The organism is Saccharospirillum alexandrii (assembly GCF_043641555.1).
In the GTDB taxonomy this organism is placed as follows: domain Bacteria; phylum Pseudomonadota; class Gammaproteobacteria; order Pseudomonadales; family Natronospirillaceae; genus Saccharospirillum; species Saccharospirillum alexandrii_A.
The window spans coordinates 163,087-175,037 of sequence record NZ_JBHZRJ010000004.1 but is presented as its reverse complement, the minus strand read 5'-3'; the positions used below and the strand labels follow the sequence as shown (position 1 = coordinate 175,037).

General features: G+C 58.5%; 8 protein-coding genes. 3 read left to right on the top strand and 5 right to left on the bottom strand.

The window, feature by feature from the left end; translation table 11 throughout:
• Positions 1 to 62: 62 nt before the first annotated feature.
• The 3 genes from ACHUE7_RS15275 to ACHUE7_RS15265 are packed head-to-tail and all read left to right on the top strand — an operon-like array spanning position 63 to position 3,336.
• On the top strand, positions 63 to 1,928 hold the full coding sequence (locus ACHUE7_RS15275; RefSeq protein ID WP_394170760.1) for a hypothetical protein: 1,866 nt from the start codon (positions 63 to 65) through the stop codon (positions 1,926 to 1,928).
• A complete protein-coding gene (locus ACHUE7_RS15270; protein WP_394170759.1) occupies positions 1,909 to 2,529 on the top strand; it encodes a DUF924 family protein in 621 nt (206 codons plus the stop codon). Before ACHUE7_RS15275 ends, ACHUE7_RS15270 begins: the two co-directional genes overlap by 20 nt.
• 54 nt (positions 2,530 to 2,583) lie before the next feature.
• Positions 2,584 to 3,336: a DsbA family protein gene (locus ACHUE7_RS15265; protein ID WP_394170757.1), complete on the top strand. Its 753-nt coding sequence runs from the start codon at positions 2,584 to 2,586 to the stop codon at positions 3,334 to 3,336.
• 87 nt (positions 3,337 to 3,423) lie between these two features.
• On the opposite strand, the gene ACHUE7_RS15260 is transcribed toward ACHUE7_RS15265, so the two are convergent.
• The 5 genes from ACHUE7_RS15260 to ACHUE7_RS15240 form a co-directional block, all read right to left on the bottom strand.
• The gene (locus tag ACHUE7_RS15260) at positions 3,424 to 5,925 is read right to left on the bottom strand and encodes an EAL domain-containing protein (RefSeq protein ID WP_394170756.1); all 2,502 of its coding nucleotides are present in this window, start codon (positions 5,923 to 5,925) and stop codon (positions 3,424 to 3,426) included.
• Positions 5,926 to 6,211: 286 nt separating this feature from the next.
• A complete protein-coding gene (locus ACHUE7_RS15255) occupies positions 6,212 to 6,967 on the bottom strand; it encodes a lysophospholipid acyltransferase family protein (protein WP_394170755.1) in 756 nt (251 codons plus the stop codon).
• Positions 6,968 to 7,101: 134 nt separating this feature from the next.
• Positions 7,102 to 9,177: a glycine--tRNA ligase subunit beta gene (gene glyS / locus ACHUE7_RS15250; RefSeq protein WP_394170754.1), complete on the bottom strand. Its 2,076-nt coding sequence runs from the start codon at positions 9,175 to 9,177 to the stop codon at positions 7,102 to 7,104.
• A gap of 6 nt (positions 9,178 to 9,183) precedes the next feature.
• Positions 9,184 to 10,170 carry a glycine--tRNA ligase subunit alpha gene (gene glyQ, locus ACHUE7_RS15245; protein ID WP_394170753.1) on the bottom strand — a complete coding sequence of 329 codons (987 nt, stop codon included), beginning with the start codon at positions 10,168 to 10,170 and terminating at the stop codon, positions 9,184 to 9,186.
• A gap of 248 nt (positions 10,171 to 10,418) precedes the next feature.
• Entirely contained in the window at positions 10,419 to 11,867 is a 1,449-nt protein-coding gene (locus tag ACHUE7_RS15240) for a TrkH family potassium uptake protein (protein ID WP_394170752.1), read from the bottom strand.
• Positions 11,868 to 11,951 lie beyond the last annotated feature (84 nt).

The window sequence follows — 11,951 nt, the reverse complement described above, 5'->3', positions numbered from 1 at the left end:
GCTAATTCTTGGGCTCTGGTGGCACCCGGCCACCATCGCTGCTTACAGGGCTCGGTTCAATCATGTCTGCACAACGGTTTCACCTGGTCTGCCTGGGCTTTCAGGATTCAGTGTCCAACAAGACTCAGCTCAGCCTCACGCTCAAAGAACAACTTAAGCTCAGCGACGCCCAACTGGCCGATCTGATGGCCAACCGGCGGACCGTGCTGGCGCGCAACCTGCCGGAAGAGAAAGCCCGTCAGTGGGCCAAAAAACTGACCCGGGCTGGCCTGATCATCGAAGCCGAGACGGCAACGGCGAACCAGAAAATCTCGGCCGATGAACTGCGCCAGCATTTGCTGGACGGCGGGCTCAGTCACTATTTTGCCGGGCGGTACCGCCACCCGGATGAAGAGCTGGAAACCCGCTTTAGTCTGCTTATTCTGGTTGCGATTCCCTTTGCGGTTTATCTGCTGTTACCGCTGATCGCACTGCTGCTGGTGTTGCCGCTGATCTCGGTATCTGTCTGGGCAAGCCAGGCGGGTGCCGCTCTGACGCAACTGATCATCGCCGGTGTTCTGCTGGTGCCCGCAGCGCTGTTCAGGCCGCGTCGCCCGCCAGCAGAGGGGTTGGAGCTGGATCCGGATACCGAACTGCTGTTGTTCGCGCTGACGCACGAAATTACCACCTATCTGAACACCGCCTCGGTCACCGCCATTCGCATCAGTAATGCGCCCTTCGTCACTGTGCGCCAGAGTTCACTGCAATGGCTGCGGCGCCGGTGCGAAGTGGAGATCGGTCTGCCCTATCTTCAAGCGGTAACCTTGCAGCAACTGACCGGCGAAATGACCCGGCAACTGGGCGCCCTGGCACCGCCTTTTACCTACTGGACCTGGGGGGCCTTCAAGCAGTGGCAACACACCCTGGCACGGCTTAAACCCGACTGGTCCGGCGCCCTAATGGTGCGCGTCACGCCCATGGTCGAGCACCTCCAGTCGCGCCAGGAAGCCATGATGCAAACCCTGATCGGGCACCGGGAAGCGCGCCAGGTGACGCGGTTGACCCGCAAGCTGAACAGTCTCATGCCCGTCTGGCCGGAGTTTCAGTCGTTTTGCACTACCCTGGGCGTAACCGCAGATCAGTGGGCGGAGTGGATCGGCCCGGCAGAATCGACTACCGATGCCGATGAGGAAACCAGCCAGGGCCAGTTTCGCATGGCCTCGCCGGCTACCTGGGTGCTGTCCAGTGCGGCGGGTTATCAGAAAGCCCTGAACCGCGAGGCCGGGGTTCGAATGCCTGCCAGTACCCTGCTGAAGCACTACCAAACCTACCAGAAGCACCAGCAACGGGTTGGCCAGACCGGCATTGACGTGGATGCGCTGGTGCCTCCCGCCAGTGCGATCAGCGGCAAAGCCGTGCGGCCTGCCCAGGTGATGCGTCACTACAACGCCACCCGGGCCACGCAAAAAGCTGCCATGGCCCACGCTCTGGGCCTGCAAAAGAATCCGCCCAAGCAGGATCTGGCATCGCTGACCCAGCGCTGGCGCAGCAGTGCTCAGGGGGTTTGGCCCAGGGCGGCCTTGTCACACCCGAATCTGGCGCTGGGCAAGACGCTGTTTTCCGCCTTGCAGTCGGCGCAGCAACTGCATCTCTGGGCCGGGTTCGAACCCGCTACCCAGGAAGCGACCTCACTGCGTGATCGGCAGCTGGCCCGGCTGTACCTGAACTGGTACCAAACCATGCTCAAATTGCCGGCGCTTCCCCTGGGTGCCCCTGCTGGGCGGCAAAGCCTGGCCCAACAGCTGGCGTTGCCAGAACAATGGGACGCCCCGGCGAGCCTGTCGCAGACCGGTCGTTGGGTCAACACTCTGCAAATCTACTGGACGATGGTGGCGGGCAGTCTGCTAAACTCAGGCGCTGAGACAGAGAATGAGCAGGCTGCGGCCTGAAACGCCGATGAAACCCTGGCAATCCGTGCTCGATTTCTGGTTTGGTGACCAGGAGCCGCCCGAGCCGCACTATCAAAAACGCTGGTTCAGCGGTGGCAAGGAAACCGACCGGCTGATCGCCGAACGGTTCGCTACCGACCATCAGCGCGCCATCGATGGCGAATTGAGTGCCTGGCTCGAGCACCCGGAAGGGCGACTGGCGCTGATCATTTTGGTCGACCAGTTCAGTCGCAATCTGTATCGCGGTCGTGCCGAGGCCTTTGCCTGGGACCCGATTGCCCTGCAGTGGAGCCAGCAAGCGCTCGATAACGGGCATCTGACGTTGCTCGGCATGAGTGGCCGTATGTTCTGCCTGATGCCACTGATGCACGCCGAGTCACTGGAGTGCCATCAGGTACTGGGCCAGCAGATCGACCAGTTGTTTAACGACTACCCCAGCGCCCGGGAAGCACTGAAAAGCTTTCATGATGCCGCCGGAGAGCACCGGGTCATCATCGAGCAATTCGGCCGTTACCCGCACCGCAATACCGTTCTGAATCGGCCGTCGACCCCGGCTGAGCAAGATTACCTCTCACAGAATAACGCTCGCTTTGGTCAATAAATGATCAGCTCTCGTCTATACTGTGGTCAAAACCCTCACGTTGTTGGAGACTCCATGTTTAACGCACCCACCCCATTCGCACGGTTACGTTTACTGTTATTGGTGCCCTTGCTGGCATTGACGGCGGTCTTTGCTCAGGCAGAAGACCTGACAGAAGACGACGTTAACCAGATGGTGCGCAACTACATTCTGGAAAACCCGGAAATCATCATGGAAGCCATTGGCATTCTGCAAGAGCGGGAACAGGCGGCCCAGCAGGCCAGCCAGAATGAACTGTTGGCCTCTGTGGGTGATCAGCTGACGAATGCCGACAAGGATCCGGTGGGCGGCAACCCGGACGGTAACATCACCCTGGTTGAATTTTTCGATTACAACTGCGGCTACTGCAAACGTGCTTCGGAAACCGTGAAGGCATTGACGGAAGCCAACCCGAATCTGCGTGTCGTGTATAAGGAATGGCCAATTCTGTCGGAAACCTCGGTGACTGCGGCTCGGGTCAGCCTGGCGATCAGCGAACTGTACCCGGATCAGTATCAGGCCTATCACGATGCCCTGCTAGCTCGCCCGGGCAGCCTGGGTCAGAACAGCGAGATCTGGCAAGTGGTCGACTCTCTGGGGCTCGACCGGGCTGAGCTGGAAGAGGAGACCAAGGCAGACTGGATACAGCAAACCCTGGCCAGCAACCGGGCATTGGCCCAGCAGCTGAACATTACCGGCACACCCACCTTTGTGGTGGGTACCGAGATTCTGCGCGGCGCTTTTCCACAGGCCGATATTCAAGCCGCTATTGATGCCAGCTTGGAGTAAGTAATCTCCGGGCCCGCAACGGGCCTGGCGTTTCGGCGGGTGAGTCTTGAAACAGGCTCAACCGCCCTGTTTCGTTTCTACCCTTGATCAGTTGGCAGGTTGTGCCCAGCGATGCCGTAATTGCTCCGCAGTTTCCGGGCGTCCGAATAAATAGCCCTGATACGCCAGACACCCTTCCTGCTTCAGCCATTCACGTTGTTCCTCTGTTTCAACCCCTTCGGCGATGACGTTCAAGTCGAGGCTGTGTCCGAGCCCGATGATGGTGCGGGCTATGGCAGCGGCGACAGGGTCGATAAGAACGTCGGCAACAAAAGTTTGGTCAATTTTCAGTTGGGACAGTGGCAATCGCTTCAGGTACGCCAGCGACGAGTAACCGGTGCCAAAATCATCGAGTGCTACATCCACCCCCATGGCCTTGAGTTCGCTGATGTTGCGAATGGCATCGTCCAGGTCGTCGATCAGCATGGTTTCTGTCAACTCCAGTTTTAATCGCTCTGCCCGGGCACCGGTCTGGGCCAGCACTTCAGCTACGATGGCGGTAAAATCAGCTGACCTGAACTGCACCGCACTGACATTGACCGACATTGACAGTCCGGAGGTCTCGGTTTGCCCGGCCCAATGCACCAGTTGCTGGCAAGCCGTCAGTAATACCCAGCGGCCGAGTGGCAGGATCAGCCCATTGCGTTCGGCCAGTGGAATAAACTCCATGGGCGACACCAGACCGCGCTGCGGGTGTCGCCAGCGCAGTAGCGCCTCGGCACCAATGGCCTGTTGCCGGTCATCAAATTGAAGCTGGTACACCAGAAAGAAATCCTGGTCGGCGAGGCTGTTGCGCATATCGGCATCGAGCGCCAGGCGCGTTTGCAGTGCGATATGCATCTGCTCGGTAAAGAGACACCATCCGTCGCGTCCATTGAGTTTCGCCTGGTGCATGGCAACTTCAGCGTGTTTAAGCGTTTGCCCAAGGTCACCGGCCTCAGCGGGTTCAAGCAGGGCCAAGCCGATGCTGGCGGTGCAGTGATTGCTGAAATCGCGCCACTCATAGCCGTTGCGCATGTATTGCGTCACCTGTTCACAAAAAGCGCTGGCCGGGTCGTTCGGAGTGCCTTCTGTGAACATCACTATCACAAATTCATCGGCACCGAGGTGGATCAAATGGCCCTTGTCCGGCAAAGCGTTGGTAAGTCGGCGGACGACTTCGATGAGTAACTGATCGCCATAGTCGTGCCCGTGTGTGTCGTTGATGTCTTTGAAGTCATCGAGGTCGAGCACCATCAGGGCTAGACCCTGGTGCGGGGGCCGGTTGAGAATGGCTGGGGCCAGGTAGTCGAACAGATAGGCGCGATTGGGCAGGCCGGTCAGCGGTTCGTAATACGCCAGATACTGGATTCTGGCCTCCCTGTCCTTTTCTTCGGTAATGTCCGTCGAAATACCGCACAGGGCATAGATTGACCCCAGGTGATCGTGTAACGGAATCTTGATGGATAAGAAGGTGCGCTCCTCGTCGTTACCTTTGAGGGTCTCTTCAGCACGCACCGGGTGTCCCTGCGCAAAAACCTGTCGGTCATTGCTCAGGTAAGGGGTGGCTACGGTTTCACCAAACAGATCCGAGTCGGTCCGATCAAGTATTTCTTCTTTTCGTTTACCCAGAAAATCGAGCAGTTGCTGGTTGGCATACTGATATTTGAAATCGCGATTTTTGATATAAATGAAGGCGCCGACACTGTCGAGAATGGTCGTCAGTTTACGTTCACTGTCTGACAAAGCCCGGGTGCGTGCAGCTACAAGGTGGCGTAGCCAGGTAATCAGCAGAACGGTGATGGCCAGCAAGGCCAGGGCTGTTGTCAGCGATAGAATCAGCCAGCGTGGAATCAGGGGTTTGGGGGGCAGGTTTTGCCATTCATTGAGAATATCGAAGTAGACCGAATCACTGTTTGCCCGCCAGTTCGTGAGTTGCTGGTCGATTGCCGCCAACAGATCGGATTTCTGGCCTTTGCCAGTGGCGAAATACAACTGCGAGGGTTGAAACGCGATGGGCGTGGCCACCAGGTTGTATTGGGAAGCGTGCAAGGCACCGTACAGGTAGTTCGAAACCGCGGCGTCGGCTTCACCATCGCGGACTCTGCGAAATGCCTCGGGGTAGTCCGGTGCTTCAATCAACTCAGTCTGAAGCCCAAAATTGATTAGCATCGACTGGAAATACGGAAGTTGAACAGAATCTTGCAGCAGGGCGACTCGTGCGTCGTTCAACTGAAAGATGGAGACGATGGGTTGGTCTGGCCGACTGTAGAGTTGAGACCAGCTGTTCAGTGCCGGCTGCTGATGAAAGTCAAAGCGACGCTGGCGGTCGTCGGTGAGGGCAACATCGGGCATCAGGTCAAGCTGGCCGGTTTCCAGCCAGTTCAGACACTGGCTCCAGTCGCAGGGCCGATAGTCGAGAGTCCAGTTTTGCGTAACCGCAATTTCATTGAGCAAGTCGATAAAAATGCCTGCGGGCACACCAGCGGTATTGGTGAACACCTTGGGTTCGTTCTCGTAAAGCCCAACCCGCACCACCTGGCCCTGCGCGGACGCGTCTATCTCGGCCATGCTGTGCAGGGAGAAAAAAATGAAGGGGAAGGCCCTGAGCGATCGCCAGATATCCCCCGGTCGCCGGCCCGGCCCAATCTGCCTCAACCGGGCTGACAGGCATGTGAAAACGTTCAATATCAACCGCGCAACTCCCCATTGTGGTTTAACCGGATCAGGGTAGCTGCCGGTTCATTAATGGGTCAGTTTAGACGTTTTTTTTAACACCGTATGTGTCAACAGACAGGCCTGGTCTGACGGTATCTGGCGTTACCGGGCGAAGGCCGTTAGGAGGCCAGGGTATGGCTTAATGCCGGTGTTTGCTATTCACCCGTTCGTGTTGCGCCTGAATGCGGGTTAACCCATCACTGATGACCGTGTGAGCGAGTTTTGTACCTTCGCTGGCTTTCAGGCTGCCGAGGTCAATAGGCGGGTGAATGATGACGTCGATGGTGCCAGGCAGTTTCACGAAGCGCTTGTTCAGCCAATAATCGCCGGAATTGTGAGTCACCGGAATCAGCGGCACGCCCGCTTCCTTGGCCAGACGAGCGCCCCCTTGCTGAAAATTGCGAACTTTGTGGGGTTCTGCCCGGGTGCCTTCCGGGAAAATCAGCACGAAAATACCGTCGTTCAGGCGCGGTATGCCCTGCTCGAGAATCTGATTCATGGCGCCTACCCGGTCGGCCCGGTCGATCGCGATGGGGCGCAACATCGAAAACGCCCACCCGAAGAAGGGGATTTTCAACAGGCTGCGTTTGATCACCTGAGTCTGGGGCCGAAACAGCCGCTGCAGGAAAAAGGTTTCCCAGGCTGACTGATGGTTGGACACCACCACACCCGCGGTACCGTCGAGGTTTTCGAGCCCGGTAATGCGGTACTTGATGCCCAGTATCCAGCGGCTGGCGAACACCGTCAGCTTGGCCCAGGTACCCACCACGAAGTGATAGCGCAACCGGTAGGGCAGCAAATAGGCAAAGAGGGCGCAAAACGACGCCCACAGAATGGTAAACGGCCCGTAGAAAAAGGCATAAAAAACAAAGGTTCGCAGGTAGGCCAACCACATAGCGTCAGCTCTCGCCAGATTAAAAGTGGTGCCCAGTGTACCGACAAACAGTGTCCGGGCGATGTCGTTTAAGTGAATTTAGCCTTTCCCGGGGGGAAGAGACGCGGGCCGGAGCTGGCCCGCATTCACTCGCCTTACTGGGCCTGGAGTACCGAAATGTCGGCCACTTTCAGAAACAGCTGGCGCAGTTTCGACAACACCGCCAGGCGGTTGTTGCGCACCGCGGCATCGTCGGCCATCACCATGACACCATCAAAGTAGGCATCAACGCTGTTGCGCAGGCTGGCCAGGTGCTGCAGGGCGCCCTGGTAATCCACCACCGCGAGCATGGGGGTGATGTGCGCCTCAGCGTCCTGTATTGCCTGCCAGAGCGCGCTTTCGGCGTCAGCTTCGAACAGCGCGGTGTCAACGTCAGCACGAATGTCACCGTCGGCCTTGGCCAGCAGGTTTGAGACCCGTTTGTTAGCGGCCGCCAGAGCTTCGGCTTCAACCAGATGGCTGAAGCTGGCCACGGCTTTCACCCGGCGGTCAATATCCAGCGGCCGACTCGGGTTCAGCGCCCGCACGGCCTGGAATACATCGTGGCGGAAACCGGCGTCGGCGTACCAGGCACTGAAGCGGTCGAGCGCATAGTCGACAACCTGGGGTACCAGGGTATCCCGCTGCGGCAGATTGGCATGCTGATCGGCGGCGAAGGTGACCAGCTCGACCAGATCCAGATCCAGATCCCGTTCGACCAGAATGCGCAACACACCCAAGGCTGCACGGCGCAGGGCGAAGGGATCTTTAGTGCCCGTTGGTGGCTGGCCGATGCCAAATAGACCGGAGAGGTTATCGAGCCGGTCGGCCAGTGCCACCGCCATGCCAGCGCGGCTCAGCGGCAGTTCGTCACCGGCACCTGCGGGGCGGTATTGTTCGATAATGGCCTGGGCTACTGCCTTGGGTTCGCCATCGTGCAGGGCGTAGTAGTAGCCGGCAATGCCCTGCATGTCGTCGAATTCAAACACCATGTCGGTGACCAGGTCGGCCTTGGCCAGCCAGGCGGCGCGTTCCGCCTGCTCGACGTCATCGCCCAGTCGCTGGGCGATTTCACCGGCGATGGCGCGCAAGCGGGTGGCCTTGTCGTACATCGAACCCAATTGCTGTTGAAAGGTCACCGACTTGAGTTTCTCGACCCGGTCGACCAGGGGCGTCTTGCGATCGGTATCCCAAAAGAAAGCGGCGTCGGCCAGGCGCGGGCGAATGACTTTCTCGTTACCGGCGATTACCTGGGCCGGGTCTTTGCTTTCCAGGTTGGCGATAAACACAAAGCGTGGCGCCAATTCACCCTTGCTGTCGTGCGTTGGGAAGTATTTCTGGTGTTCCTGCATCGACGATACCAGCGCTTCGGCCGGTACCGAGAGGAAGCGGGATTCGAAACTACCGATCAAGGCGACCGGCCATTCGTTCAGCGCCGTCACTTCGTCGAGCAAATCGGGGTCGATGACCACCTCAACGCCTTCGGCTTTGGCCACGGCTTTTGCCTGAGTTTCAATGTAGTCGCGGCGCTCATTGAACGACGCCAGCACCTTGCCTTGTGTGCGCAGTGTCTCGGCATAGGCGGCCGGTTCGGAAATCTCGATATCGACCGGAGCGTGGAAACGATGGCCCCGGCTCAACCGGCCGGATTCAATGCCATACACGGTAGCTGGCACCACGTCGTTACCCAACAGCATGACCAGCCATTGTACCGGACGCACGAACTCGTCTCGGCTCGTACCCCAGCGCATACGCTTGGGAATCGGCAGGGCATCGAGGGTTTGCTGTACCAGCTCCGGCAGCAAATCTGCCGTGGCTTTACCGGGCTCGACGCCCCGGTAGACCAGCCATTCGCCTTTGTCGGTTTCCATGCGTTCCAGTGCATCGACGCTGACACCGTTACCGCGGGCAAAGCCCTCGGCGGCTCTGGTCGGTTTACCATCGGCGTCGAAGGCGGCTTTGACGGCGGGGCCACGGCGTTCGAACGCCTCGTCCGGTTGCGCCAGCCCCAGGTCGCGAATCAAAATGGCCAGGCGCCTCGGTGCGCCAAAGCGTTCGGTGTCGCCGAAGCTCACACCGGCGTCTTTCAGACGCTGAGTCAGGCCATCGGCGAAGGCGTCTTGCAAGGGTTTCAGTGCCTTGGGCGGCAGTTCTTCGGTGCCCAGTTCAATCAGAAAATCAGCCTGTGTCATGTGGTCTTAGTCCTTGTTCCCGGCACTGAGAATTTCATCGCGCAGCGCTTGTGGCGCCATCGGAAAGCCCATCGCCTTGCGGGCTTCATAATAGGCTTTGGCGACATCCCGGGAGAGGGTGCGAATGCGCAGAATATAACGCTGGCGCTCGGTGACCGAGATGGCGTGGCGGGCGTCCAGCAAGTTGAAGGTGTGGCCGGCCTTGAGAATTTGCTCGTAGGCAGGCAGCGGCAAGTTCAGGTCGATCAGCTTGCGGGCTTCCCCTTCGTGGTATTCGAACTGGTGAAACAGGTTGTCGACATCGGCATGCTCGAAATTGTATGTCGACTGCTCGATTTCGTTCTGCAGGTACACATCGCCGTAGGTGACCTTGCTGCCATCGGGGCCGATGGTCCAGACCAGGTCGTAGACGTTGTCGACATCCTGAATGTACATGGCCAGGCGTTCCAGGCCGTAGGTGATTTCGCCGGATACCGGGTAACACTCAATGCCGCCCACTTGCTGGAAGTAGGTGAACTGGGTCACCTCCATGCCGTTCAGCCAGACTTCCCAGCCCAGGCCCCAGGCACCCAGTGTCGGGTTTTCCCAGTTGTCTTCAACAAAGCGGATGTCATGTACCAGCGGGTCGACGCCAATGGCTTCCAGTGAGCCCAGATACAGTTCCTGAATGTTGCTCGGGTTCGGCTTCAGAATGACCTGGTACTGGTAATAGTGTTGCAGGCGGTTTGGGTTCTCGCCGTAGCGACCGTCGGTCGGGCGACGCGATGGCTGCACATAGGCCACGTTCCAGGTTTCCGGCCCGATGGCGCGCAAAAACGTCGCCGGATGGCTGGTCCCGGCGCCCACTTCCATATCCAGCGGCTGCAGAATCACACAACCCTGGTCGGCCCAGTATTGTTGCAGCGTCAGAATCAGGCCCTGAAAGGTCTTCAGATTGCGGGCCGTGGTTGAATCGTTGGGTGGTGCTGTCGATGGCGTGGTTTGTTCAGTCACAGCGAAACATCCTGATGTCGGAAGGTCAAAAATCAAACGCCGCATTATACATAGGCGGTGCGGCGGGGTCACTGTGGCCTTCAGGTACCTCGTTGCCATGAGTCCGTGCCAGGCACAGGGTGTCCCTATCCGGGGCCGGCGTAAACCCGTCCATGGGGCCTAGGCTTCGGCATCCATGCCTCAGACTTCCCCGGATAGGGACACCCTGCACCTGGCACTTGGCTGGGTGCAATTCCAACAATTCGACATTAACTGCGCCAGAAGTGCGGCGAGAAAAGTACCAGCAAGGTGAAGATTTCGAGTCGGCCGAGCAGCATGGCGATGCACAGCACCCATTTGGCTACGTCTGGAATGTTGGCGTAGTGGCTGGCGACGTCGCCGAGGCCGGGGCCGAGGTTGTTTAACGCCGCTGCTACGGCTGACCAGCTGGTGACGAAGTCCATGCCGGTGGCGAGCAGGGCGAACAGAATCAGCCCGTAGATCATGATGTACATGCTGAAGAAGCCCCAGACGGCTTCGATGACACGGTCGCCCACGGGCCTCTTGCCGACCTTGATCGGGAACACCCCAGCCGGGTGAATCAGCCGTTTTATTTCGCGCAGCCCTTGCTTCAGCAACAGCATGGTGCGAATGGCCTTGATGCCGCCGGCTGTGGACCCGGCACAGCCGCCGATAAACGAGGCCAGTATCAGGAAAAACGGCAGGTAAAGCGGCCAGGAAGCGAAATCGGCCGTGCCGTAGCCGGTGGTGGTGAGCAACGAAACGGATTCAAAGATTCCGTAGCGCAAGGCTTCGCCTGGGGCATAGACGCGGGTGACCATCAGTGTCGCGGTGGTCATGACCACAAACACCAGCAGAATGACAATAAAGAACCGGTACTCGGGGTCGAGCAGGTATTGCTTGATGCTGCGGTTGCGCCAGGCGACAAAGTGCAGGCCAAAGTTGGCCACTGACAGGATCATGAAGACCACAGCGACCATTTCGATGGCGACACTGTCGAAATAACCCATGCTGGCATCATGGGTTGAGAAGCCGCCAATGGCGACTGTGGAAAAGCTGTGTGCGATGGCATCGAAGGGGCTCATCCCCGCGATCCAGTAGGCCAGTGCACAGGCAATGGTCAGAGCCGCATAGATGTACCAGAGGGCTTTGGCTGTTTCGGTAATGCGCGGTGTCAGTTTGGTGTCCTTGACCGGTCCGGGGGTTTCCGTCCGGTACAGCTGCATGCCGCCGATGCCCAACATGGGCAATACCGCTACGGCCAGCACGATGATCCCCATGCCGCCCATCCATTGCAATTGCTGACGGTAGAACAGCAGGCTTTTGGGCAACGAGTCGAGGCCGACGACGACGGTAGCACCGGTGGTAGTCAGCGCGGAAAAGCTTTCAAAGAAGGAGTCGGTGTAGGTCACCGTGGCGGCCGGGGCCAGATGAATCGGGATAGAGCCAGCCAGGCCAAGAACGACCCAGAACAGCACGGTAATGACAAAGCCATCACGGGTGCGCAGTTCACCCTGGTAATGGCGTACCGGCATCCAACTGATAAAGCCGGCCACCAGCGTTAGCAGAAAACCAAGAATAAAGGCGTTGTGAATGCCGTCCTGATAATAGAAAGACACCAGCACGGACGGCAGCATCGACAGACTGAAGACCATCAGCAGCAAGCCAAGAACCTTGATGGTCATTCGATAATGCATTGGGCAGTATCACTCCTGCGGAATGTTGAAAAACGCCAGCAATGTAACAGGGTTGCAGGGGCGTTTCATGTAACAGCGGGCAGG

Excerpts from the sequence above, each read along its gene's own strand:
- ACHUE7_RS15275 (WP_394170760.1), top strand. The coding sequence starts at position 63 with ATGTCTGCACAACGGTTTCACCTGGTCTGCCTGGGCTTTCAGGATTCA.
- ACHUE7_RS15270 (WP_394170759.1), top strand. The coding sequence starts at position 1,909 with ATGAGCAGGCTGCGGCCTGAAACGCCGATGAAACCCTGGCAATCCGTG.
- ACHUE7_RS15265 (WP_394170757.1), top strand. The coding sequence starts at position 2,584 with ATGTTTAACGCACCCACCCCATTCGCACGGTTACGTTTACTGTTATTG.
- ACHUE7_RS15260 (WP_394170756.1), bottom strand. The coding sequence starts at position 5,925 with ATGGCCGAGATAGACGCGTCCGCGCAGGGCCAGGTGGTGCGGGTTGGG.
- ACHUE7_RS15255 (WP_394170755.1), bottom strand. The coding sequence starts at position 6,967 with ATGTGGTTGGCCTACCTGCGAACCTTTGTTTTTTATGCCTTTTTCTAC.
- glyS (WP_394170754.1), bottom strand. The coding sequence starts at position 9,177 with ATGACACAGGCTGATTTTCTGATTGAACTGGGCACCGAAGAACTGCCG.
- ACHUE7_RS15240 (WP_394170752.1), bottom strand. The coding sequence starts at position 11,867 with ATGCATTATCGAATGACCATCAAGGTTCTTGGCTTGCTGCTGATGGTC.